The sequence below is a fragment of the Enterobacter sp. MGH 4 genome, from assembly GCF_000534735.1.
GTDB lineage: Bacteria > Pseudomonadota > Gammaproteobacteria > Enterobacterales > Enterobacteriaceae > Enterobacter > Enterobacter intestinihominis.
This window is the reverse complement of the sequence record NZ_KI973293.1, coordinates 250,293-272,582: the sequence shown is the minus strand read 5'-3', so window position 1 is coordinate 272,582 and position 22,290 is coordinate 250,293. Positions and strand designations below refer to the sequence as shown.

General features: G+C 53.7%; 24 protein-coding genes and 4 tRNA genes. 17 read left to right on the top strand and 11 right to left on the bottom strand.

Annotated elements, in window-relative coordinates; all coding sequences use genetic code 11:
* Positions 1-71 precede the first annotated feature (71 nt).
* The 5 genes from osmY to L350_RS09345 form a co-directional block, all read right to left on the bottom strand.
* Positions 72-689, bottom strand: coding sequence for a molecular chaperone OsmY (osmY, locus tag L350_RS09325; protein WP_022646982.1), 618 nt, complete (start codon positions 687-689; stop codon positions 72-74).
* 304 nt (positions 690-993) lie between these two features.
* Complete coding sequence (gene prfC, locus L350_RS09330) at positions 994-2,583, bottom strand: peptide chain release factor 3 (RefSeq protein ID WP_022646981.1); 1,590 nt, start codon at positions 2,581-2,583, stop codon at positions 994-996.
* A gap of 92 nt (positions 2,584-2,675) precedes the next feature.
* Positions 2,676-3,353, bottom strand: coding sequence for a pyrimidine 5'-nucleotidase (yjjG, locus tag L350_RS09335; RefSeq protein ID WP_022646980.1), 678 nt, complete (start codon positions 3,351-3,353; stop codon positions 2,676-2,678).
* A gap of 19 nt (positions 3,354-3,372) precedes the next feature.
* The gene (gene rimI / locus L350_RS09340) at positions 3,373-3,816 is read right to left on the bottom strand and encodes a ribosomal protein S18-alanine N-acetyltransferase (RefSeq protein WP_032625392.1); all 444 of its coding nucleotides are present in this window, start codon (positions 3,814-3,816) and stop codon (positions 3,373-3,375) included.
* Entirely contained in the window at positions 3,785-4,198 is a 414-nt protein-coding gene (locus L350_RS09345) for a DNA polymerase III subunit psi (RefSeq protein WP_022646978.1), read from the bottom strand. The genes rimI and L350_RS09345 overlap by 32 nt, the downstream gene beginning before the upstream one ends.
* A 102-nt stretch (positions 4,199-4,300) precedes the next feature.
* On the opposite strand from L350_RS09345, the gene rsmC reads away from it, so the two are divergent.
* The 5 genes from rsmC to L350_RS09370 all read left to right on the top strand — a co-directional run bounded on the left by rsmC (position 4,301) and on the right by L350_RS09370 (position 5,911).
* The gene (gene rsmC, locus L350_RS09350) at positions 4,301-5,329 is read left to right on the top strand and encodes a 16S rRNA (guanine(1207)-N(2))-methyltransferase RsmC (RefSeq protein ID WP_032625390.1); all 1,029 of its coding nucleotides are present in this window, start codon (positions 4,301-4,303) and stop codon (positions 5,327-5,329) included.
* 144 nt (positions 5,330-5,473) lie between these two features.
* Positions 5,474-5,560, top strand: a tRNA-Leu gene (locus L350_RS09355).
* 28 nt (positions 5,561-5,588) lie between these two features.
* Positions 5,589-5,674: transfer RNA gene (locus L350_RS09360), tRNA-Leu, on the top strand.
* Between the two features lie 32 nt (positions 5,675-5,706).
* Positions 5,707-5,792 (top strand) — tRNA-Leu (locus tag L350_RS09365).
* 32 nt (positions 5,793-5,824) lie between these two features.
* Positions 5,825-5,911, top strand: a tRNA-Leu gene (locus L350_RS09370).
* Between the two features lie 42 nt (positions 5,912-5,953).
* Here L350_RS09370 and L350_RS09375 read toward each other — a convergent pair.
* The gene (locus L350_RS09375; protein ID WP_026080652.1) at positions 5,954-6,223 is read right to left on the bottom strand and encodes a DUF1435 domain-containing protein; all 270 of its coding nucleotides are present in this window, start codon (positions 6,221-6,223) and stop codon (positions 5,954-5,956) included.
* Positions 6,224-6,439: 216 nt separating this feature from the next.
* On the opposite strand from L350_RS09375, the gene L350_RS09380 reads away from it, so the two are divergent.
* Entirely contained in the window at positions 6,440-7,504 is a 1,065-nt protein-coding gene (locus L350_RS09380; RefSeq protein WP_032625386.1) for a GGDEF domain-containing protein, read from the top strand.
* Positions 7,505-7,599: 95 nt separating this feature from the next.
* Positions 7,600-8,388 (top strand): siderophore-iron reductase FhuF, encoded by a 789-nt coding sequence (gene fhuF / locus L350_RS09385; protein WP_032625384.1) that lies wholly within the window; start codon positions 7,600-7,602, stop codon positions 8,386-8,388.
* A gap of 77 nt (positions 8,389-8,465) precedes the next feature.
* On the opposite strand, the gene L350_RS09390 is transcribed toward fhuF, so the two are convergent.
* A complete protein-coding gene (locus L350_RS09390; RefSeq protein ID WP_006810218.1) occupies positions 8,466-9,812 on the bottom strand; it encodes a PTS cellobiose transporter subunit IIC in 1,347 nt (448 codons plus the stop codon).
* Between the two features lie 328 nt (positions 9,813-10,140).
* Between L350_RS09390 and L350_RS09395 the strand changes: the two genes are divergently transcribed.
* Positions 10,141-10,599, top strand: a complete 459-nt coding sequence (locus L350_RS09395) for a YbaK/EbsC family protein (protein ID WP_022646971.1) — start codon at positions 10,141-10,143, stop codon at positions 10,597-10,599.
* A gap of 37 nt (positions 10,600-10,636) precedes the next feature.
* Here L350_RS09395 and bglJ read toward each other — a convergent pair whose 3' ends face one another.
* Both bglJ and L350_RS09405 read right to left on the bottom strand, forming a co-directional pair.
* Entirely contained in the window at positions 10,637-11,272 is a 636-nt protein-coding gene (gene bglJ / locus L350_RS09400) for a DNA-binding transcriptional activator BglJ (protein ID WP_032625381.1), read from the bottom strand.
* Positions 11,269-12,006, bottom strand: coding sequence for a helix-turn-helix transcriptional regulator (locus L350_RS09405; protein WP_032625379.1), 738 nt, complete (start codon positions 12,004-12,006; stop codon positions 11,269-11,271). The genes bglJ and L350_RS09405 overlap by 4 nt, the downstream gene beginning before the upstream one ends.
* A gap of 389 nt (positions 12,007-12,395) precedes the next feature.
* Between L350_RS09405 and L350_RS09410 the strand changes: the two genes are divergently transcribed.
* The 9 genes from L350_RS09410 to L350_RS09450 all read left to right on the top strand — a co-directional run bounded on the left by L350_RS09410 (position 12,396) and on the right by L350_RS09450 (position 19,689).
* Complete coding sequence (locus tag L350_RS09410; protein ID WP_032625377.1) at positions 12,396-13,172, top strand: threonine/serine exporter family protein; 777 nt, start codon at positions 12,396-12,398, stop codon at positions 13,170-13,172.
* Positions 13,163-13,636 carry a threonine/serine exporter gene (locus L350_RS09415; protein ID WP_032621429.1) on the top strand — a complete coding sequence of 158 codons (474 nt, stop codon included), beginning with the start codon at positions 13,163-13,165 and terminating at the stop codon, positions 13,634-13,636. The genes L350_RS09410 and L350_RS09415 overlap by 10 nt, the downstream gene beginning before the upstream one ends.
* A 44-nt stretch (positions 13,637-13,680) precedes the next feature.
* On the top strand, positions 13,681-14,133 hold the full coding sequence (locus L350_RS09420; protein ID WP_032625375.1) for a MarR family winged helix-turn-helix transcriptional regulator: 453 nt from the start codon (positions 13,681-13,683) through the stop codon (positions 14,131-14,133).
* An 84-nt stretch (positions 14,134-14,217) separates the two neighbouring features.
* Positions 14,218-14,646, top strand: coding sequence for an organic hydroperoxide resistance protein (locus L350_RS09425; RefSeq protein ID WP_003856578.1), 429 nt, complete (start codon positions 14,218-14,220; stop codon positions 14,644-14,646).
* A gap of 124 nt (positions 14,647-14,770) precedes the next feature.
* A complete protein-coding gene (gene dnaT, locus L350_RS09430; RefSeq protein ID WP_022646965.1) occupies positions 14,771-15,316 on the top strand; it encodes a primosomal protein DnaT in 546 nt (181 codons plus the stop codon).
* Positions 15,313-16,050, top strand: a complete 738-nt coding sequence (gene dnaC / locus L350_RS09435) for a replicative helicase loader DnaC (RefSeq protein WP_003856580.1) — start codon at positions 15,313-15,315, stop codon at positions 16,048-16,050. The genes dnaT and dnaC overlap by 4 nt, the downstream gene beginning before the upstream one ends.
* 84 nt (positions 16,051-16,134) lie before the next feature.
* On the top strand, positions 16,135-16,617 hold the full coding sequence (locus L350_RS09440) for a YjjA family protein (protein ID WP_032625373.1): 483 nt from the start codon (positions 16,135-16,137) through the stop codon (positions 16,615-16,617).
* 271 nt (positions 16,618-16,888) lie between these two features.
* On the top strand, positions 16,889-19,180 hold the full coding sequence (gene opgB / locus L350_RS09445) for a phosphatidylglycerol--membrane-oligosaccharide glycerophosphotransferase (protein ID WP_032625371.1): 2,292 nt from the start codon (positions 16,889-16,891) through the stop codon (positions 19,178-19,180).
* Positions 19,180-19,689, top strand: coding sequence for a GNAT family N-acetyltransferase (locus L350_RS09450; protein WP_032625367.1), 510 nt, complete (start codon positions 19,180-19,182; stop codon positions 19,687-19,689). Before opgB ends, L350_RS09450 begins: the two co-directional genes overlap by 1 nt.
* Positions 19,690-19,964: 275 nt before the next feature.
* Here the strand turns inward: L350_RS09450 and tsr are convergent, their stop codons facing one another.
* Both tsr and hpaR read right to left on the bottom strand, forming a co-directional pair.
* On the bottom strand, positions 19,965-21,629 hold the full coding sequence (gene tsr / locus L350_RS09455; RefSeq protein ID WP_022646961.1) for a methyl-accepting chemotaxis protein: 1,665 nt from the start codon (positions 21,627-21,629) through the stop codon (positions 19,965-19,967).
* A gap of 83 nt (positions 21,630-21,712) precedes the next feature.
* Complete coding sequence (gene hpaR, locus L350_RS09460; protein ID WP_032625365.1) at positions 21,713-22,153, bottom strand: homoprotocatechuate degradation operon regulator HpaR; 441 nt, start codon at positions 22,151-22,153, stop codon at positions 21,713-21,715.
* Positions 22,154-22,290 lie beyond the last annotated feature (137 nt).

Genomic DNA, 22,290 nt, shown 5'->3' with positions numbered 1-22,290 from the left:
ACTCACCGGCTTTTCCAGAGTCGTTTTTATTTCGCCCGCGGTTTTCAGCCAGACGGGCGAGTGGTACTGCTTTACTTCGTTTTCAGATCGTTTTTGACGCTTTTCACACCATCAATAGCTTTCGCAATTGACTCGGCACGATCGCTTTGTGCCTGGTTCTCAACCGTACCGGACAGCTGGACCACACCATCGGTGGTTTCAACTTTCACCATACGGGATGGCACGATGTCGTCAGCTAACAGTTTAGCTTTGATTTCGCTGGTAGTTGCTGCATCTCCGGCATAGCCCTTCACCGACGATTCTTTGCTGTCACGTACGTGCAGTTTGTCGCTTACAGAGCTTACGCCCTCAACGCCTTTCGCTACTTTAACGGCCTCTTCAGCCTGAGTCTGGCTTTCAACGAAACCGCTCAGAGTGACAACCTTGTTGTCGGTTTTAACAGAAATATCGGTGCTCTTAATGGATTCATGATCCACCAGTGCGGCTTTCACTTTTGCTGTGATAGAGCTGTCATCCATGAAATTACCGACTTTATTCATAGAGCTATCGATTTTTTCCCCTGCGGTATTAGCGGTATTTTGCGCTTTATCCATGGTGCTGGATTCCGCCAGAGCAGAACCGCTTACCAGGACACTACCCAACGTTACAGCCAGCAGAGTTTTAGAAATCTTCAGTCTTGTCATATTCATCGATTTATTCCTGTGTTTTGCCCGTTATTTGGGCGACATACTTCCCTAAATCTTGGTTTTATATATTGCGAATTAACACACGGGCGAAATGGAGAACCAGTGGACATGCATTGAACAGTTAATTCATCCACGCCCGGTGCTAAACACTGAGTTAAATATAGATCACAATCAGAGGGGTGCATTCAGAATTGGGGAAAAAACGAACGAATAGCGAAAAATTACGTTGAATTAAGAACATTCCGCAAGGGTTTAATAACACTGGAATTAAAGAAGAGCACGGCGGCTGCCGTGCTCTGTGAGGGAATTAATGCTCGCGCGTTTTGCGGAACTGAACGTCGGGATAACGTTCCTGCGTCAGGTTCAGGTTAACCATAGTCGGGGCGATATAGGTCAGATTATCGCCACCGTCCAGCGCCAGCTGAACTTCGTTCTTACGCTTAAACTCTTCGAATTTCTTCACGTCTGAACATTCAACCCAGCGCGCGGTCGCCACGTTCACCGATTCGTAAATCGCTTCCACGTTGTACTCGCTCTTAAGACGGGCAACTACCACGTCAAACTGGAGCACACCCACCGCGCCCACGATCAGATCGTTGTTGGCGATAGGGCGGAACACCTGTACAGCCCCCTCTTCCGAAAGCTGGACCAGGCCTTTCAGCAGCTGCTTCTGCTTAAGCGGATCGCGCAGGCGAATGCGACGGAACAGTTCCGGCGCGAAGTTCGGGATACCGGTGAACTTCATCATTTCGCCCTGCGTGAAGGTATCGCCGATCTGAATGGTACCGTGGTTGTGTAAACCAATGATGTCACCCGGATAGGCTTCTTCCACGTGGGAACGGTCGCCCGCCATGAAGGTCAGCGCGTCGGAGATCACTACGTCTTTACCAATACGCACCTGACGCAGCTTCATGCCCTTTTCGTACTTACCGGAAACCACGCGCATAAAGGCGACGCGGTCGCGGTGTTTCGGGTCCATGTTGGCCTGAATTTTAAAGACGAAGCCGGAGAACTTCTCTTCCTTCGCTTCTACTTCGCGGGTGTCGGTTTTACGCGGCATCGGCTGCGGGGCCCACTCAACCAGACCGTCGAGCATATGGTCAACGCCGAAGTTGCCGAGTGCGGTACCGAAGAAGACCGGGGTAATGTCACCGCTCAGGAACAGTTCTCTGTCGAACTCGTGAGAGGCGCCTTTGACCAGCTCAAGCTCATCGCGCAGTTGCGCGGCCAGCTCTTCACCGACAGCGGCGTCCAGCTCCGGGTTGTCCAGCCCTTTCACGATGCGGACTTCCTGAATGGTGTGGCCCTTACCGGTCTGATACAGGTAGGTTTCGTCTTTATAGAGGTGGTAAACCCCTTTGAACAGCTTGCCGCAGCCAATCGGCCAGGTGATTGGCGCGCAGGCGATTTTCAGCTCGTTTTCCACTTCATCCATCAGCTCCATCGGATCACGGATGTCACGGTCGAGTTTGTTCATAAAGGTGAGGATCGGCGTATCGCGCAGACGAGTGACTTCCATCAGCTTGCGGGTACGATCTTCAACACCTTTCGCGGCGTCGATCACCATCAGGCAGCAGTCCACCGCCGTCAGGGTACGGTAGGTATCTTCGGAGAAGTCTTCGTGCCCCGGGGTGTCCAGCAGGTTCACCAGGCAGTCATGATACGGGAACTGCATCACGGAGGTGGTAATCGAAATACCACGCTGCTTTTCCATCTCCATCCAGTCGGATTTAGCATGCTGGCTGGAGCCACGGCCTTTAACGGTACCCGCGGTCTGGATCGCCTGTCCGAACAGCAACACCTTCTCGGTGATGGTCGTTTTACCGGCATCCGGGTGCGAGATAATGGCAAAAGTGCGGCGTTTGGCCACCTCTTGCAGATAAGGAGACAACGTCATAATCAATTCTTCTTAGGTAAGCGCGGCAGCAGGCCGCGCATCATGGAATACGAAAAATGCGGCTATTTTACCCATCAACAGGGGGCAGGCAATCATTGTTTACACAGGAGCTGCTCCAGTTCGTTCAATGACGTAACGGTCCAGGTCGGCTCGATGCCTTCCGGCAGCGTGCGGCCATGCGCATTCAGCCAGACGGTCGACAGGCCCGATCTCATACCTCCCAGAATATCAGATTCTGCCGTATCCCCCACCATCAGCACGCGATCGCGGTCAGGATTGCCCGCTTGCGCCAGCGCATAATCGAAAATACGCGGATCCGGCTTCGGCACGCCTACCTCTTCGGAGATCACCAGCGCGTCGAAATGATCGCGCAAGCCAGTGCGTTCAAGGCGGATCTGCTGAAGCGCGGTAAAGCCGTTGGTGATGATCCCAAGCTTCACCTTCCCTTTCAGCGAATCCAGCAGAGAAACGGCGCCGGGCAGCGGCGCGCAGATATCCGCCATCGCATTCAGGAAGGCCTCGTTCAGCACCCCAGGACTGATGTTTAACCGTTCAGCCCAGACGTCAAAACGCTGATGCTGAAGCTGTAACGCGGTGATGGCACCGTTCTGGTAATCCACCCACAGCGGCTTGTTCACCGCCTGATAGTCCTGAAAATCTTCCGCGGTGAACGTCACGCTATAGTCGAGAAACATCCGCTGTAGGCCGCCGAACGAGTCAAACGTAAACAGCGTTTCGTCGGCATCAAAGAAAATCCAGTCCCATTTCATCGTTACAACCTTATTTTCGTTATCCAATCGGCAGAGCCATGATAATGGCGTCTTCACGTCCCTCTGCGGTGGGGTAGTAGTTACGGCGGATAGTCGCCTCGTTGAAGCCTAAGCTTTCATAGAGCGCGATGGCGGCGACATTGGACGCGCGCACCTCAAGCCACAGGGTGAAAACGTCACGGGTTTCCAGCTCACGAATGAGGTGCTCAAGCAGCTCCCTGCCCAGCCCGCGGCGCTGGTAAGCGGGATCGACCGCGATATTAAACAGCGTCGCCTCGTCCAGAACGACCTGCGTGATGGCGAACGCGGCCATCGCACCGTCAACGTCCAGGCGGAGATTTAAATAGCGTTCGCCCTGATTGCTGGCAAACGTCTTTTCGCTCCACGGAAAGGCATGGGCGCGTGTTTCAATCGCGAACGCGGTGGCCAGGTCAGCCGTCGTGAGGGAAGAAATCGTGTTCATATTCGCAAATTTGTTGCCATAGCGCGCTACGCGCTTTTGGGTTGGCTTTCAGTTCGTCCAGCGCTGGCGAGCTGATCTGGCTTCCTTCAAGAGGTAGCTCATCCACCGCCCCGATTCGCCAGCTGTTACAGCGGCTGTCAGGGGGAAGCATCGCGACGCTTTCGGGCGCCAGCTGTAATACCTGATCGTTTGTCACCTTCAGGGTGCGAAGGACATCCTCAATCAGGGGTTCGTTCAGGGCAGGCGGCGCTTCTGCCACCATCACCAGGCGGACATGCGCAGGGATGGAGATGGCTATTTCGCCCCGCAACGCCGTCGGGCGACGCAAAGCCCACTGGGTGATGCCCAGCTGCTGCAACTGCCAGTCTCGTCGGGATGTCATAGCGAAAACTCCTGTCTCTCAGGCGCGCAAATATAGCAAATGTGTCGAAACTGCGCCATCTACCTACTATAATCCCCGCCTGAGTTTATTGAGGAACAATTCATGTCTGCATTTACCCCGGCAAGTGAAGTCTTGCTGCGTCACAGTGATGATTTCGAAGAAAGCCGTATTCTGTTTGCCGGAGATATGCAGGATGACCTGCCCGCACGTTTCGACTGTGCTGAAAGCCGTGCCCACACCCAATACTACCACCACTGGCAGGTGCTGAGCCGCCAGATGGGCGAGCGCGCACGCTTTAGCCTGGTGGCGGAGCAGAGCGATATTGCTGACTGCGATACGCTCATTTACTACTGGCCGAAGAACAAACCGGAAGCCCAGTTCCAGCTAATGAACCTGCTTTCTCTGCTGCCGGTCGGCTGCGATATTTTTGTCGTCGGTGAGAACCGCAGCGGGGTGCGAAGCGCAGAGCAGATGCTCGAAGGCTACGCGCCGTTGACGAAAATCGACAGCGCCCGACGCTGCGGCCTGTATCATGGCCGTCTGGAAAAACAGACCACTTTTGATGCCAACACCTTCTGGGACGAGTACCAGCTTGACGGCCTGACCATTAAAACCCTGCCGGGTGTGTTTAGCCGTGACGCGCTTGATACGGGCAGCAAGCTGCTGCTGTCCACCCTGACGCCGCACACCAAGGGCAAGGTGCTGGATGTCGGCTGTGGCGCGGGCGTGCTGTCAACGGTTCTCGCCAGCCACTCACCAAAAGTGCGTTTAACCCTGTGTGACGTGAGCGCCCCGGCGGTAGAAGCCAGCCGCGCCACGCTTGCTGCGAACGGCATTGAAGGCGAAGTGATTGCCAGTAACGTCTTCTCCGACGTGACCGGTCGCTTTGACATGATCATCTCTAACCCGCCGTTCCACGACGGGATGGAGACCAGCCTTGAAGCGGCGCAAACGCTGATCCGTGGCGCAACCCGTCACCTTAACAGCGGCGGTGAGCTACGTATTGTGGCGAATGCCTTCCTGGCGTATCCGAAAGTGCTGGATGAAACCTTCGGCTTCCACGAAGTGATCGCCCAGACAGGCCGCTTTAAGGTGTATCGCACCGTGATGACGCGCCAGGCGAAAAAGTAATTCCCCTGCCCGGCGATGGCTGACGCTGCCATCGCCCATTTTTGCAGCAATCAAAACAACGTGCGCAATTTTCTGTTGACGTAAAGCTGAAAACATCTAGAATGCGCCTCCGTGGTTACGATACTTTTACAGTGTCGATGGTATGCGAAGGTGGCGGAATTGGTAGACGCGCTAGCTTCAGGTGTTAGTGTCCTTACGGACGTGGGGGTTCAAGTCCCCCCCCTCGCACCATAAATCACGTTGATATTGCTCGCACTGGGCGAAGGTGGCGGAATTGGTAGACGCGCTAGCTTCAGGTGTTAGTGTCCTTAGGATGTGGGGGTTCGAGTCCCCCCCCTCGCACCAACGAGGCGATATCAAACCAGTAAGATGACTGTGCGAAGGTGGCGGAATTGGTAGACGCGCTAGCTTCAGGTGTTAGTGTCCTTAGGATGTGGGGGTTCGAGTCCCCCCCCTCGCACCAACGAGGCGATATCAAACCAGTAAGATGACTGTGCGAAGGTGGCGGAATTGGTAGACGCGCTAGCTTCAGGTGTTAGTGTCCTTACGGACGTGGGGGTTCAAGTCCCCCCCCTCGCACCAATTATCTTACATCCCTTCAGCAGTACCTCTTTTTTTTCCCTTTTATTTCAAACTCATCAGAATCACCAGCAGTCCACTGATTAGCGCAACGCATGATGGCAACAGCACGTAATGCCGTAACTGTTTGTGCCAGATCATCGCGGATGTCACCAGCAAGCCCGAAACAATCATTGCTTTCCAGACATCAATGGGAAGATCGGCAAACATCAGCCCACCGATAATGGAACCAGGCAGCAATATTCCCCACCCACTTCCCAGCGCTTTGCTCAACATGGTTTCACCTCTCGCACTGATAATGATAACCAGTATCATATGATAGTAATTATCACTTGTCAGCATCCGACGTAAGAAATTGCGCCAGCAATTGCTTTCCCATAATGACAGAGAATGTGTAAGGTGATAAATTGCCCACCTGTTAACTTCCGATAACGTTTTTCTGATAATAAAAATTCAATTTTGTAGCGACCAATAATACATAACAACACCTTGCTCATTGTTTTAATTGAGTTTTAATAAAAACGCACGCATATGACATCACAATCCTGGCTGTCCTTAGTCAACAAGAAATATCAGCTTTCTTTACGTTTATTTTTATTTCTGAACGCTGCATCAGCATTGTTCTCGGTAACAAACCCTCTCTATTCCGTTCGTGTGTTATCAGTCCCCCTGTTTGCCGTATTGACTGCCAGCACTGGCTTACTTATCTGGCACTGGAAAAATAGCACGCGAAAAATAAATATCCCTGCTGTTTCAGCTATTTTTGGGTTTTTATGGGCATGGCAGATCGTCTCAAAATTTCTGTTAATAACGCACGATCACGCAACCTATTTAATGATGGCGCTATTAACAGTGCTTTTTATAGGGTCTCTGGCTTTCGCCAGTAATATTAAAGCCTTTACGTTACATTCATTTCCCGCTTTTATATCCTGCCTGTGGCTTAGCCCGTCCGAAAACTGGCTGAGAATGGCCTATTTTTTCGCGCTGCCGGTGGTCGCCATTGGTATCCATCATGTTCTTCAGCGGCGTAATGACCGTTTCGCCCAGGAGCTGCTTTCCGAACTGCTCGAAGAGCGTGAAACCCTGACCGATCTCAGCATGATGGACCCGCTCACCGGCCTATATAACCGTCGCGGGCTGCAAAGCCGGCTTGAGAACCTCCCCAGGGCTGACGCTGGCGAGCACTTTGTGCTGCTGATGGATATCGACCATTTCAAAGCCTACAACGATCATTACGGCCATATGATGGGCGATCAGGCCTTGATCAGGGTCTCGGCTGCGATCCGCGACGCCGTGCGCTCACGCGATGTTGTCGCCCGGTTTGGCGGGGAAGAATTTATGGTGCTGTTAAGTAACATCCCACTGGAGCAAGCGCGCCAGACAGCTGAACGCATACGTCAGAAGGTTTACGATCTCAAAATCCCCCACATGTTTAACGAAAGCGTCGCCACTAACGTGACCATCAGCATTGGCATAGCCATGTTCGAAGGTGAAGACGTTGATGGCGCACTGGCGAAAGCCGATAAAGCCCTCTATGAAGCCAAGCATATGGGACGCAACAGCATTCTGCTGAGCGACGAGCTTCATATCGCCTGAAACCGCCTTCACAGCGCCAGGATAAAACGCTTGCGCTCGGTTTTATCTATAGTTAGGATTGGCAATCATTATCATTTAGATTTGTAATCCACACTATGGCGACTCGTAACGCACACATCGTTGAGCCACTGCTCTGGCGAGCTCCACTCTCCGCCGGAGAAACGACGCTTGCGGATGCCATTCGGGAAAAAATCGCCGTAACACGCGCCCATCTGCTGGATTTCATCAAACTGGATGAAGCACCGCCGCATCATGCTCTGACGCTGACTCAGTGGCAACGACCTGCCGAGCTGCGGTCACTGCTGGCAACCTATTCCGACCATATTTATCGTAACCAACCGACGCTGGCGCGGGAAAATAAACCGCTGCTTTCCCTCTGGGCACAATGGTATATCGGGCTGATGGTGCCGCCTGTCATGCTGGCCCTGTTGACCCAGGAAACGATGCTCGATCTCTCGTCGGAACATTTCCACGTCGAATTCCATGAGACCGGACGCGCCGCCTGTTTCTGGATTGATGTACACGAAGATCCGAGCGCGAGTCACCTGTCAGCGCAGGCGCGTATGGAACGGTTGATTACAAGAGCGCTGGTTCCGGTCATTGATGCGCTGGAAGCGACGGGGGAGATCAACGGCAAACTGATCTGGAGTAATACCGGGTATCTTATCCACTGGTATTTAACGGAGATGAAGCCGCTGCTCGGCGACGAGAAAGTGGATGCGCTGCGTCAGAGCTGTTTCTTTGCCAGACAGCTGTCGGATGGGCGGGATAACCCTCTTTACCGCACCGTGGTTCCGCGTGAGGGACTTCTGGTGCGTCGTACCTGCTGTCAGCGCTACCGTCTGCCGGATGTCCAGCAGTGCGGCGATTGCACGCTTAAGTAGTCTGGCCCTGCCTGAAACCCGCAGAGAGAGGGAACAAACACTAAAAACGGCAACCTGCGTTGCCGTTTTGCTTTTACCTAAGCGACCTGCTGATTTTCCTCTTCCCCATTACGCTGTGCTTCTTCCGCTTCCTGCTGAAGCAACTGTTTCTCATACACCTTGAAGAACGGGAAATAGATAATGGCGGAAACGCAGGCCAAAACCAGCACCAGAATGGCTGCACGGAAATCCCAGCCCAGCGCCCAGGCGGCACCAACCGGAGCCGGTGCCGTCCACGGCACAACGGAAATCACGCGGCCAATCAGATCAAACTTCATCGCTGCCCATGCCAGCACGGCATTGACCATCGGCGCCAGCAGGAAAGGAATAAAGAACACCGGGTTCATCACAATCGGCGTACCAAAAATCACCGGTTCATTGATATTGAAAATGCTTGGCACCACGCTCAGACGTCCAATGGAGCGCAGGTGCGCGGAGCGGCTACGCAGGTAACAGAACACCAGCCCCATCGTCGCTCCTGACCCACCGATCACAATAAAGAACGTCCAGAAGGCTTCCATAAAGATGTGTGGTAAAGGCAGGCTCGCCGCCAGCGCGGTCTGGTTCGCCCCCAGGTTCGTCAGCCAGAACATTTGCAGCATACCCGAGACAATCGCTGCGCCGTGGATCCCGGCAAACCACAGCAGGTGGCCAATCAGCACCGCCAGCAGGATCGCTGGCAGCGAGTCCGCCGCAGAGACCAGCGGTTTGAATATCGACATGATGGCCTGTGGGATCAGCATACCGAACTGCGACTGGATCAACAGACTCAGCGGATAAAGCGTCAGCACCACCACCAGCACCGGGATCAGCAGGTCAAACGAGTTTTTGATCATCGGCGGAACCTGGTCTGGCAGACGGATCCCGATATTGTGTGCTTTCAGGAAACGCATCATCTCAACGCAGTAAATCGCCACCAGGATCGCGGTGAAAATCCCGGTCCCTCCAAGGCTATCAACCGGTAAGGCGCCTTTGGTTTTAGGCGCGGCGACCAGCAGGAACGCCATCAGCGACAGCATCGCGCACATGAACGGATCCAACTGATGGGTTTTAACGTAATGTTTGCCCAGGTTGTAGGCGATAGCCGCACAGATATAGAGGGACATCACCCCCATCGTCATATCAAACGGCGTCAGAATTTGACCTTCAAACTGCTTCGCCATATCCAGCCAGGCGCGAGCAAAGCCCCAGGTGGTATCTGGCGAAAAAGGTGGGTAAGCGAACACTAATAAAAACGACCCGACAATCATAAACGGCATTGCCGAGATGAACCCGTCACGAATCGCCATAACGTGACGCTGGGAAGAGATGCGCCCGGCAATAGGGCTGACATAATTTTCAACGAAGCGGAAAATCAGATTAAATGCAGCATGGTTGGCAGACATAGCAGATCTCCTGTCAGACGTTCGTTTCGGACGTTCTCACGTCACACGTTGTTCCATACATCAGCGTCACAACCTTGCCGGATCGTGTACCTGCGGTACTGCTCAAACGGAATGGTTTCATAATTAGCTCTTATTATTAGATACAGGGGAAGTTACACACTCAGTATTAATCTCTGCATCACGCTCTGCAACCGGTTACTGTAACCGGTTTCTGTGAATGTGAAGGCGATCCAGAAATCGCCCCTGACGGATATTTGTTACTTAAGGGATATTTACAGCAACTAAATTCTTATGACAGATTACGGAAGATATTTGTCAGGAGGAATCAATGAGTTTGCAGTCTGTACAGCAGTTTTTCGCCGAACACGCTCCGGATATAGAAATCATCGAGCTTAACCAAAGCACAGCGACTGTTGCCCTTGCTGCTGCCGCGCACAACGTTGAACCCGGCCAAATTGCCAAAACGCTGTCACTGAAAATTAAAAATGATGTGATTCTGGTGGTTGCAAAAGGCGATGCGCGTCTGGATAACAAAAAGCTCAAAGAGACATTCGGCGCAAAAGCCCGCATGCTCAGCTGCGATGAGGTAGTAACCCTGACGGGTCATCCTGTTGGCGGCGTCTGCCCTTTTGGACTGGAAAATCCGCTCTCTGTTTACTGTGACATCACTTTAAAACAGTACGCCGAAGTGTTACCCGCAGCGGGCGCCATCCACAGTGCGGTGCGTATATCGCCCGACAGAATGGCGGAACTGACCGCAGCAAAATGGGTTGATGTCTGTATTTGAACGTTGCGCCAGAAAAATTCTGGCGCATCACTTAACACTACGAGAAAGAAGGAACGGTGAGAGCGGAACGGCGAATTTCCCTGACCGGGAGATGCGCCAGGATATCTGCCGCATCCAGTAATCCCACATCAGAATTGACGCCCAGCTTTACCATTGCGTTAAACTTATGCGCACGGATGGTTTTGATATTGCGTTCAAGCTGTGCCGCAATTTCAGGGATCGAAAAACCCGATGACATATATCGCAGAATCGCCCTTTCAGTTGGGCTTAGCATACGATGCTGGCTCACACACCAGTGATTGTACACGTTGTCGTTCACGTGATGCGTTTCGCTGAGTAATGTCTCCAGCCCCTCCATTAACTGCTTCAGCGGAACCGATTTACTGATAATTCCATGTAAGCGAGAAGGCGAAAGATGGCTGACCAGTCTCGCCTCCATTTCATCAGAGGCCAGCACAATACGCTTGACGTCGCTGTGGGTGAAGGTAAGATCCCGCAAACAGGCCAGACAGTTTCGCCGCTCCTCACGCTCATCGGACAATGAATAAATTACGGCAAAGAATGAGATTTCCGAGAGCGCCGCTTTGAAGTTGTCAAATCTGGCAAACAGGTGCACCTGGTAATGGCTCAGGGCGGGCATCGCAAAAAGATGCTTCAGCCCCATAGCGCTCATTGAGCAGCTTTCGATGACGGCGATATGTTTTGTTGCAGTGGTCTTTTCCATTCCTCAAACTCTCCATAAGCCGACATTAAACTGAGTTCTCGCATTCCCTGGGTACTGCTTATCCACGCGTACATATCGGCATTACTGCGAAGTGATAAGCGACGCATTGCACTGTTTTTCTGTGCACTGATCGTTTTATTACTTTTATTAAGTAGCGTGGCTATTTGGTTGATTCCCCAACCTTTACCTAACAAACGCAACACCTTGCGTTCAGAGTGGGTAAGCGCAATCATTTGCTCACTCTCCTCTTCAATATCAGGATTTTCCGGTATCAATAACGTCTGGCTTATTCGCTCGGCACGTTCACTCCCCGCGCGAATAGCGTTAATTACGCCTTCAATGGGTTCCATATCCGAAAGCAGCGTGCTTTCCGGACGCATAAGAAGCTCTACTGCAAGTGGATAAAGGGGGCGCGAAACGAGGAATATCCAGTGAATATCCCGGTACTGATTCATTAACCCATAATATTGCTCAAGCGTGCCGCGTGGATTACGATACTCACCCGAAATATCGGCAATAACGACCTCAGCGCGACGCAATTGTAATAACGTCAACTCCTGCATCGAACGGCAGTACGTTATCTCAAAATCGGGAAAATGACGCGACATGACGCCACCTAACCCATTTTGCATAACCGGTACTCTGCTGATCACCACTCCGTGTTTACCATTCAATGGCAACATAGACCCTCCCTGTCATGAATTCTTTATTTAAGAACGAACTAACCCTGCAAGGTTAAACACGTTTGCATTCCGAAGTACAAACGGGTTAATACTCGCAAAATAGAACAAATATCACATGGGTTAAGAAACGCCCAATACAGGCCTAATATCGCATAAAGACCATTTAAATTTAATTCAAATTGCGTGAAAAGATCGAAAATATGAAATTAGAAATACTTAATATATTGTTTTTATAAATCCTAATTTCACATTCATTAAATAAATAACAATGCTGTCTTTCCTCCGCCCCCATCGCGCCACTGATCGCACAAATGTTGATCTGGCCCAGCGCAAAGGGCCCTGCACTTTGTGTTAAAAGTAAGCAATCTCTCTTCTCTTCAGGGCGTTTCATGCAGGCAGATCGGTCTACGCAACGTGCCACCACGCGGCTATGTATTCAGTGCGGGCTTTTTCTCTTACAGCACGGCGCAGAAAGCGCCCTCGTCGAAGAGCTCTCCACACGCCTTGGGCTGGCGCTGGGGATGGACAGCGTTGAGAGTTCCATCTCGTCAAATGCCATTGTGCTGACCACCATTAAAGACGGACAGTGCCTGACCTCCACCCGTAAAAATCATGACCGCGGCATTAACATGCACGTCGTGACGGAAGTGCAGCACATCGTGATCCTTGCTGAACACAAGCTGCTCGATCTCCGGGAGATAGAAAAACGTTTCAATCAAATCAAACCCCTCCGGTATCCGCGCTGGCTGGTTGTGCTGATGGTGGGACTGTCCTGCGCCTGCTTCTGCAAGCTCAACGCGGGCGGCTGGGACGGCGCTGTCGTGACCTTCTTTGCCAGCAGCATCGCAATGTATGTCCGCCAGCTGTTGACGCACAGACAGCTACATCCGCAAATTAACTTCTGCATCACGGCATTTGTGGCGACAACCGTATCCGGCCTGCTTTTGCGCCAGCCCTACTTCGCCAGCACGCCTACTATTGCGATGGCCGCCAGCGTATTGCTGCTGGTGCCAGGTTTTCCCTTAATTAATGCCGTCGCTGATATGTTCAAAGGCCATATCAACACCGGTCTGGCGCGCTGGGCGATAGCCAGCCTGCTGACGCTGGCGACCTGTATCGGGGTGGTAATGGCCATGACACTCTGGGGGTTACGCGGATGGGCGTGATGGATTTTATGCTCGCACTGGCACAGGACATGCTCTTGTCTGCCCTTCCCGCCGTTGGTTTTGCGATGGTGTTTAACGTCCCACAGCGTGCATTACCCTGGTGTGCGCTGCTGGGTGCCATTGGCCACGGCTCTCGTATGATCATGATGACAGCGGGCTTTAATATTGAATGGTCGACGTTTATCGCCTCCATGCTGGTTGGCAGCATCGGTATTCAGTGGTCCCGCTGGTATCTGGCGCACCCGAAGGTATTCACCGTGGCGGCAGTGATTCCTATGTTCCCGGGCATTTCAGCCTATACGGCGATGATCTCCGCCGTCAAAATCAGCCATTTTGGCTACAGCGAACCCCAGATGATCCTGCTCCTGAGCAACTTCCTTAAAGCCTCGTCGATCGTGGGTGCGCTCTCCATCGGCCTGTCGATCCCCGGCTTATGGCTTTACCGCAAACGTCCACGCGTATAATAAAATCGCTTGCAATTGTATCGCGCACTATCTATATTCATTTCATGGACGCAAAAACGAACGACACCACCAACGCGCTTCTGCTGGATAACCAGCTCTGTTTTGCCCTCTATTCGGCAAATCTGGCGCTTAACAAGCTGTACCGGCAACTGCTGGCGCCGCTTAACCTGACCTACCCGCAATACCTGGTGATGCTGGTGCTCTGGGAACAGGATGATATTACGGTGTCAGACATTGGCGAGCGGCTGTTCCTGGATTCCGCCACGCTGACTCCCCTGCTGAAACGCCTGGAAAGCGCAGGATTGATCCTCCGCCAGCGTTCCCGTCAGGATGAGCGTCAGGTCGCCGTCACCCTGAGCGACGCGGGTCGGGCGCTGCAACAGCAGGCTGTGACGATACCCCACGCCGTGGGCTGTGCAGCGCAGTGTGATACCGACACCATGCTGGCGCTCAAGCAACAGCTCGAAAGTTTGCGCCAACAGCTGCATCACGCGTAAGGCTGTACTTTACGCGTCTAATTTTAACTTAAAACATCGCGCGCTATTTAATAGCGCATATAAACGTAAGATGAGGAACCTGCCATGTCTTTAGAAAAAGTTGTCTACACTGCCAAAGCCAAAGCAACCGGAGGCCGTGATGGCCGCGCCACGTCTTCCGATGGCGTTCTGGATGTCAAACTGGGTGTGCCAAAAGAGATGGGCGGCATGGGGGGTGAAGTAACCAACCCTGAACAGCTGTTCGCTGCGGGCTACTCCGCCTGCTTCCTGGGCGCAATGAAGTTCGTTGCGGCACGCGATAAATTCGCTCTGCCAAAAGACGCTTTTATTGAAGGCGAAGTAGGGATCGGCCCGCTGCCAACCGGTTTTGGTATCGAAGCGAAGCTGAACATCCACGTTGAAGGGATGGACGCAGCGGAAGCCAAAAAACTGGTGGATGCGGCGCACATCGTCTGTCCGTACTCTAACGCGACGCGCGGCAATATCGACGTGACGCTGAACATCATCGCGTAACCAGCCCCTGTGATTTTAGCCCCGGTAAGCGTAACGCCACCGGGGAAATCCTCTCCTTTCCTCCCCTCTCTCTGTGCTACCATAACCCTCAATCACGCCCGTAGTAATCAGTTGAGAAAGTGTTATGTCCTCCAGAATTCTGACCACCAGCATTGCTGGCATTGATGCCTTTATGCGCGATCCTCGCGGTGTGTTGACGCACGCCGAAGGCGGCACGCTCGCGGTATTTGCCGACAACGCCCCGGCGTTTTATGCGGTCACGCCGGAACGTCTGGCGCAGCTTCTGGAAATTGAAGCGAAGCTGTCGCGCCCGGCGAGCGATGTCATGCTGGATAATCAGTTTTTTGACGAACCCGCCAGCGCCCCGGTGGCCGTTCCAATGGGGAAATTTCCCATGTACGCCGGTTGGCAGCCGGACGCCGATTTTCAGCGGCAGGCGGCCTTATGGGGAATAGCCCTCTCGCAGCCCGCAACACCGGAAGAGCTGGCAGCCTTTACCGCATACTGGCAAGCTGAAGGAAAAGTCTTCCACCATGTTCAGTGGCAGCAAAAATTCGCGCGCAGTCTGCAAATCAACCGCGCCAGCAACAACGGCCAGCCAAAACGTGATATCAATGCTTTTTCAGAACCGGACAAAAAAATCCCTGATGGATTCCGAGGTGCGAAATGAAAAACGTCGGCGACCTGATGAAACGTTTGCAGAAGATGATGCCTGCCAACGTGAAGCCCGCCTTCACCACCGGTGAAGAGCTGCTGGCATGGCAAAAAGAGCAGGGTAAAATTCGCGCGGCAGCCCTCGCCCGCGAAAACCGCGCGATGAAAATGCAGCGCACCTTTAACCGCTCGGGCATTCGCCCTCTGCACCAGAACTGCTCCTTCGAGAATTATAAGGTCGAGTCTCAGGGGCAGATGAACGCCCTTAACCAGGCGCGCCAGTACGTGGATGAATTTGACGGCAACATCGCCAGCTTCATCTTTAGCGGAAAACCCGGCACCGGGAAAAATCACCTCGCCGCCGCTATCTGCAACGAGCTGCTGCTGCGCGGGAAGTCAGTGCTGATTATCACCGTGGCCGATATTATGTCCGCCATGAAAGACACCTTCAGTAATCGCGAAACCAGCGAAGAACAGTTGCTGAATGATTTAAGTAACGTGGATTTGCTGGTCATCGACGAGATCGGTGTCCAGACGGAGTCCCGCTACGAAAAAGTGATCATCAACCAGATTGTCGATCGCCGTTCGTCGTCAAAACGCCCAACCGGTATGTTGACGAACCACAATATCGACGAGATGACCCGACTTCTTGGCGAGCGGGTGATGGATCGCATGAAGCTGGGTAACAGCCTGTACGTCATCTTCGACTGGGACAGCTACCGCAGCCGCGTCACCGGCAAAGAGTATTAAGATATTTCCAGGGAGCGCCGGAAGAGCAGAGGTATATACTGAACCCACTTCTGGCCCAAAACGGACCTTGTTGAGTAAATCATTATGAAAAAACAATTTCTTATCAGCATCCTTACTGGCGCCCTGCTGGTGACTGGCGCAGCGCCGGCCGCATCATGGCAGGAGTCGCTCTCCAGCGCAGCAAGTGAGTTAACCAAAGAGAGCGGCACGTCCCAGGGCGGACTGTCAGCCTCGTCCCTCACCGGCCTGCTGGGCAACAGCTCCCAAAGCCTGAGTGCCGGAACGATGAACAACGCCGCGGGTATTCTGGAATACTGCGCGAAGCAGAAACTGGCTTCCGTCACCGATACCGAAAACATCAAAAACCAGGTGTTGGGTAAACTGGGACTGGACACCCAGGAGCAGAAAGCGGACACCAACTATATGGACGGTATTCAGGGCCTGCTTAACGCGCAAAATGGTCAGCAGCTGAACCTCAGCACCCTTGGAAATTCATCTCTGGCGAAACAGGTGAAAACGAAAGCCTGCGATCTGGTGCTGAAACAAGGCGTTAATTTCCTCTCCTGATTGTCCCCCTTTTTCTGCCACAACACGCCGCGTTTATTACATTAGTCTTATACCGCGGCGTGAAGTGCGTTTTTTTACCCCCTGCCACCACCTCAGCCTCCGTATGCCACGATGCGACTGTATTCAAAAATCCGATTTTATAAACCAAATCCTAACAACAGCACACTTTCGTGACACTAAAATTGCAGCTAAGCGACATCGCAATTACATTGTATTACCCAAAAAATAAGCAATTAGCCGGCTAAGCGTCCGGCATGATGAGGATCTGCTGTTGTCAGAGTTAATGTCCCTTGTCCTTTTCCTGGCTTCCATCGGCGTTTATGCCTGGAAAGCCGGTCGTCACACCTGGTGGTTTGTGGCCACCCTGGTGGTGCTCGGTATTTTTATTGTTTTAAACATTACGTTATATGCCAGCGATTACTTTACCGGCGACGGTATTAACGACGCGGTGCTCTACACGTTGACCAACAGCCTGACCGGCGCTGGTGTGGGTAAGTACATCCTTCCGGGTCTGGGGCTGGTGGTCGCCCTTGTGGGTATCTTCGCCGCGCTGGCCTGGGTTCTGCGCCGTCGCCGTCACCGTCCGCATCATCATGGCTACAGCCTGCTGGCGCTGTGCCTGGCGCTGGCCTCCGTGGATGCCAGCCCGGCCTTCCATCAAATTACCGAGCTGGTAAAATCCCAGTCGCGCGATGGTGACCCGGACTTTGCGGCCTATTACAAAGAACCCTCGAAGAAGATCGACAATCCCAGACTCAACCTGGTCTATATCTACGGCGAAAGTCTGGAACGCACCTATTTTGATAACGATGCTTTCCCGAACCTGACGCCAGAGCTTGGCGCGCTGAAAAACCAGGGCCTCGACTTCAGCCACACCATGCAACTGCCTGGCACGGATTACACCATCGCCGGGATGGTGGCCTCCCAGTGCGGCATTCCGCTGTTCGCTCCGTTTGAAGGCAACGCCTCCGCCTCGATGTCGAGCTTCTTCCCGCAGAACATTTGCCTCGGCGATATCCTGAAAAACTCGGGCTATGAAAACTACTTTATGCAGGGCGCTAACCTGCGTTTTGCCGGGAAAGATGTGTTCCTGAGATCCCACGGTTTCGATCACTTATATGGTTCCGAAGAGCTGAAAACCACGGTCGCCGATCCGGCCTACCGCAACGACTGGGGCTTTTACGACGATACCGTTCTGGATGAAACCTGGAAGAAATTCGAGGAGCTTTCCCGCGCCGGTAAACGCTTCTCGCTGTTTGCGTTGACCGTCGACACGCATCATCCGGATGGTTTCGTCTCACGCACCTGTAAACGTCAGGGCTACGACATTGACGGTAAAAACAACAAGTCGTTCAGCGCTGTGACCTGTAGCCAGGAACATATCGCGGCGTTAATCGAGAAAATCAAAGCGTCGCCGTATTTCAAAAATACGGTCATCGTCGTTTCATCTGACCATCTGGCGATGAAAAACAGCGCCTGGGATGAGCTGAATAAGCTGGATCGCAGCAACCTGTTCTTTGTGCTGCGCGGCGATAAACCGCAGCAGGAGATCATTGCCGCTAAACGTAACTCGATGGATAACGGCGCTACCGTGCTGGATATTCTGGGTGGCGATAACTTCATTGGCCTGGGCCGCAGTACGTTGTCGGGCCAGTCCCTGTCGGAAATCTTCCTCAACATGAAGGAAAAAATCCTCGCCTGGAAGCCGGATATCATTCGCCTGTGGAACTTCCCGAAAGAGATAAACGACTTCACCATCGATCAGGATAAAAAAATGATCGCGTTCTCCGGCAGCCATTTCCGCCTGCCTCTGCTGCTGCGCGTGTCGGATAACCGCGTCGAGCCGCTGCCGGAAAGCGAATACTCCGCGCCACTGCGCTTCCAGCTGGCGGAATTCGCCCCGCGCGATAATTTCGTCTGGGTCGATAAATGCTACAAAATGGGCCAGCTCTGGTCACAAGAGCTGTCACTGTCCACCGACTGGTGCGTCTCACAGGGGCAACTCGGCGGCGAGCAGACCGTGCAACACGTTGATAAACCGCAGTGGCAGGGGAAAACCGCGTTTAAAGATACGGTCATTGATACCGCACGCTATCAGCGCAACGTTGACCTGCTGAAAATCGTCGACAACGACATCCGTTATAAAGCTGACAGCTTTATCTTTAACGTTGCCGGCGCGCCTGAAGAGGTGAAGCAGTTCAGCGGTATTTCACGTCCCGAATCCTGGGGGCGCTGGTCTAACGCGCAGTTAGGTGATGAGGTGAAAATTGAGTATACCCATCCGCTGCCGGAGAAATTCGATCTGGTGATCACCGCCAGGGCATTTGGTCCCAACGCAAACCGTCCTGTGCCGGTGCGCGTCGGCGATAAAGAACAGATGCTGACGCTGAGCAATGATGTCACCACCAGCACGCTGCATTTCGATAACCCCACGCGCAGCAATACGCTGGTCATTGTGCCGCCCGAGCCGCAGTCCACTAACGAAGGGAATATTCTCGGTCACGCTCCGCGCAAGCTGGGAATCGGCATGGTGGAGATTAAAATTGTGAGCAGCGCTGGCTGATGACGGCGTTCACCCTTCGCCCGACGCGCATCGACGACGTCGCTGCCCTGCCCGCCATTGAACGCGCGGCGGGGCAGCGATTTCGCGACGTTCCTGAGCTGGCCTGGCTGGCAGACAGCGAGGTTATTTCCGTTGAAGATCACCTCGGTTACGCCGGACACGGATTAAGCTGGCTGGCGCTGGCTGACGACAGGCCCGTGGGCTTTATTCTCGCCGAAGCCCAGCCATCTTCGCTGTTTATTGTGGAACTTTCGGTTCATCTGGACTGGCAGGGACGAGGTCTCGGACGCCGGTTGATTAACCGTGTCGCAGAGCATGCCCGCACGCTGGGGCTAACCTTGCTGACGTTAACGACGTTTCGTGATGTCCCGTGGAACGCGCCCTACTACAGGCGATTAGGGTTTGAAATGATGACGACGCTGACGCCGGAAATGCGCCAGAAACGTGAAGAAGAGACGGCACACGGTTTAGCGTATGGTTCCCGCTGCGCCATGCGCCTGCCTCTGTAAAATCGCCCGGTGGCGCTGCGCTTACCGGGCCTACAAAACCCAATTCCGCAGGCCAGGTCAGACGCAGCCGCCCCCGACAAAACCCCCAATCAGTAGGCCGGGTAAGGCGCAGCCGCCACCCGGCAAAACCCACAATCCGTAGGCCGGGTAAGGCGTAGCCGCCACCCGGCAAAACGCACATCCCGTAGGCCGGGTAAGGCGCAGCCGCCACCCGGCAAAACGCACATCCCGTAGGCCGGGTAAGGCGCAGCCGCCACCCGGCGAAACGCACAACGTCAGAACGTTTCCCAGTTATCGCCCGCATCTGCGGTCGCCGGTTTACGCGCCACTACCGGTGCGACAACGCTTTTCGCGGAGGCGAACTCGCGCGCCTTCATCTGTTCCTGCTGAATACGGAACACCGCAACGGCCTGCGTCAGACGGCTCGCCTGCTCTTCCAGTGCCGCCGCGGCCGCCGCAGACTCTTCCACCAGCGAGGCGTTCTGCTGGGTCACGCGATCCATCTCCGCCACCGCCAGCCCCACCTGGTCGATACCGCGGCTCTGCTCATCAGACGCAGACGCGATTTCGCCCATGATGTCCGTCACGCGCGTTACCGCATTCACGATCTCACCCATGGTTTCACCGGCGCTTTCTACCAGCGTTGATCCCAATTCCACGCGCCCCACGGAGTCTTCAATCAGGCTCTTGATCTCGCGAGCCGCCTGGGCGCTGCGCTGCGCCAGGTTTCGTACTTCACCTGCAACCACCGCAAAGCCGCGGCCCTGCTCGCCCGCACGTGCCGCTTCTACCGCCGCGTTCAGCGCCAGAATATTGGTCTGGAAAGCAATCCCGTCGATCACGCTGATAATATCGGCGATTTTCTGCGAACTGCCGGCGATGTCGCGCATGGTCTGCACCACGTTATCCACCACTTTCCCGCCTTTCTGCGCGGTTTCGGATGCGCTCAGGGCCAGGTTGCTCGCCTGACGGGCATTCTCGGCGTTCTGCTTCACGGTGGCGGTCAGCTGTTCCATACTGGCGGCGGTCTCTTCCAGAGAGGCAGCCTGCTGCTCGGTACGGGATGAGAGATCGTTATTGCCCATCGAGATTTCGCTCGCACCGCTGTAAATGGCGTTTGCGCCGTTACGCACGTCACCCACGGTACGCACCAGCTCGCCCTGCATATGGCGCAGGGAGTCAGCCAGTTCACCCATCTCGTTGGAGCCTTCCACGTCGATGCGCTTCACCAGGTCGCCGCTGGCGATATGACGAATGCTGTCAATCAGACGGTTCAGCGGCGAAATCAGTGCCTGACGAATACCCAGCCAGACGGCAACAATCACCACCAGCACCGCAGCCAGCACGCTAATCAGCACCCAGATAGCCTGGCGGTAAGAGCTGTTGCTGTCTTCAACCGCGGTCTGATAGAGCGCGTCGTTTTGTTGCAGATAGCTGACGTACTGCTTCTCAAAGCCATCCTGATAGCTCTGGGTCGGCTGGTCGAAGAACTCGTTGATCTTGCCCGCCCCCAGCAGCTGGATCAGCTCGGCCAGCGCGCCGTGGTAGATATCGTAATTACGTTTGATTTCCAGTGCCGCAGCGTCGCTCTGACGCGGGTCACGCGGAAGTGCTTCGTAATCCGCCCAGTTTTTTTCCGCCTGTTTCAGAGACGCAGAGGCAATCTGCATCAGCTCGGCGACGGTTGAGCCGCTGCCGATATTGTTCTGATCCATCATGTAGCGGATACCCGCGCGGTTCAGGGTGTTACGGGTTTGCAGCAGCGCCACCCAGCTACCGTTCAGGGTGGATTGTTGCTGGCGAATGGTTTGCAGAATGGTGAAATTCTCTTTGTCATGCTTCAGGGCATTGAAGAAAAGACCACCGGATGTGAGTTGTAAAAGGCCAAATATCGCTAAAACCAGCAGTAAGCTGGTGACAATCTTGATACGATTTAACATGTTTTCTCTTTCCTCAGACAGATACAGAATTTTCGGCCTGGAAAGGGAAAACTTTACGAAAATCATCCTGGATTTTAGGGTTTTTACTCTTCGTCCCGCGCGGCAATATGTCGGTTTCCGAGTTCAATAAACTCTTCCAGCAGCGCCGTGAGCTGCTTCATCTTCTCCGGGGTATATTCCGCCTCAATCTGCTGGTACGCCTCTTCCACCTGAGCCTGAGCACGCTGGTACAGCGCGTTGCCTTCTTTCGTCAGCGATACGTACAGCTTGCGCTGGTCATTCACCGGCTTTAAGCGCAGCACCAGACCGTCGCGCTCCATCCGCGTCAGAATGCCGGTCAGGCTTGGGCGCAAAATGCAGGTGCGGAACGCCAGATCGTGAAAATCCATTGAGGGATGCTCGACCAATACGCGGACGATACGCCACTGCTGTTCAGTCAGATTATGCCGTTTCACTATCGGGCGGAAGTAGCCCATCGCCGCTTCACGCGCCTGCAACAGCGCGATGGTTAATGAATCATGCATCACCTTCCCCTTACATCATTAACAAGTAAACAATTTAAAACAGATGCTTTTATAGACAATACGTTGTAACCCAAAAAGTCTAACAGAAACAACGTCATTTTTTTAATGCATTGATTTAAATGATAATTAACCCATTG

Bases quoted from the DNA above. Each gene is read 5' to 3' on its own strand.
- osmY (WP_022646982.1), bottom strand. From the start codon at position 689: ATGAATATGACAAGACTGAAGATTTCTAAAACTCTGCTGGCTGTAACG.
- prfC (WP_022646981.1), bottom strand. From the start codon at position 2,583: ATGACGTTGTCTCCTTATCTGCAAGAGGTGGCCAAACGCCGCACTTTT.
- yjjG (WP_022646980.1), bottom strand. From the start codon at position 3,353: ATGAAATGGGACTGGATTTTCTTTGATGCCGACGAAACGCTGTTTACG.
- rimI (WP_032625392.1), bottom strand. From the start codon at position 3,816: ATGAACACGATTTCTTCCCTCACGACGGCTGACCTGGCCACCGCGTTC.
- L350_RS09345 (WP_022646978.1), bottom strand. From the start codon at position 4,198: ATGACATCCCGACGAGACTGGCAGTTGCAGCAGCTGGGCATCACCCAG.
- rsmC (WP_032625390.1), top strand. From the start codon at position 4,301: ATGTCTGCATTTACCCCGGCAAGTGAAGTCTTGCTGCGTCACAGTGAT.
- L350_RS09375 (WP_026080652.1), bottom strand. From the start codon at position 6,223: ATGATACTGGTTATCATTATCAGTGCGAGAGGTGAAACCATGTTGAGC.
- L350_RS09380 (WP_032625386.1), top strand. From the start codon at position 6,440: ATGACATCACAATCCTGGCTGTCCTTAGTCAACAAGAAATATCAGCTT.
- fhuF (WP_032625384.1), top strand. From the start codon at position 7,600: ATGGCGACTCGTAACGCACACATCGTTGAGCCACTGCTCTGGCGAGCT.
- L350_RS09390 (WP_006810218.1), bottom strand. From the start codon at position 9,812: ATGTCTGCCAACCATGCTGCATTTAATCTGATTTTCCGCTTCGTTGAA.
- L350_RS09395 (WP_022646971.1), top strand. From the start codon at position 10,141: ATGAGTTTGCAGTCTGTACAGCAGTTTTTCGCCGAACACGCTCCGGAT.
- bglJ (WP_032625381.1), bottom strand. From the start codon at position 11,272: ATGAGCGCTATGGGGCTGAAGCATCTTTTTGCGATGCCCGCCCTGAGC.
- L350_RS09405 (WP_032625379.1), bottom strand. From the start codon at position 12,006: ATGTTGCCATTGAATGGTAAACACGGAGTGGTGATCAGCAGAGTACCG.
- L350_RS09410 (WP_032625377.1), top strand. From the start codon at position 12,396: ATGCAGGCAGATCGGTCTACGCAACGTGCCACCACGCGGCTATGTATT.
- L350_RS09415 (WP_032621429.1), top strand. From the start codon at position 13,163: ATGGGCGTGATGGATTTTATGCTCGCACTGGCACAGGACATGCTCTTG.
- L350_RS09420 (WP_032625375.1), top strand. From the start codon at position 13,681: ATGGACGCAAAAACGAACGACACCACCAACGCGCTTCTGCTGGATAAC.
- L350_RS09425 (WP_003856578.1), top strand. From the start codon at position 14,218: ATGTCTTTAGAAAAAGTTGTCTACACTGCCAAAGCCAAAGCAACCGGA.
- dnaT (WP_022646965.1), top strand. From the start codon at position 14,771: ATGTCCTCCAGAATTCTGACCACCAGCATTGCTGGCATTGATGCCTTT.
- dnaC (WP_003856580.1), top strand. From the start codon at position 15,313: ATGAAAAACGTCGGCGACCTGATGAAACGTTTGCAGAAGATGATGCCT.
- L350_RS09440 (WP_032625373.1), top strand. From the start codon at position 16,135: ATGAAAAAACAATTTCTTATCAGCATCCTTACTGGCGCCCTGCTGGTG.
- L350_RS09450 (WP_032625367.1), top strand. From the start codon at position 19,180: ATGACGGCGTTCACCCTTCGCCCGACGCGCATCGACGACGTCGCTGCC.
- tsr (WP_022646961.1), bottom strand. From the start codon at position 21,629: ATGTTAAATCGTATCAAGATTGTCACCAGCTTACTGCTGGTTTTAGCG.
- hpaR (WP_032625365.1), bottom strand. From the start codon at position 22,153: ATGCATGATTCATTAACCATCGCGCTGTTGCAGGCGCGTGAAGCGGCG.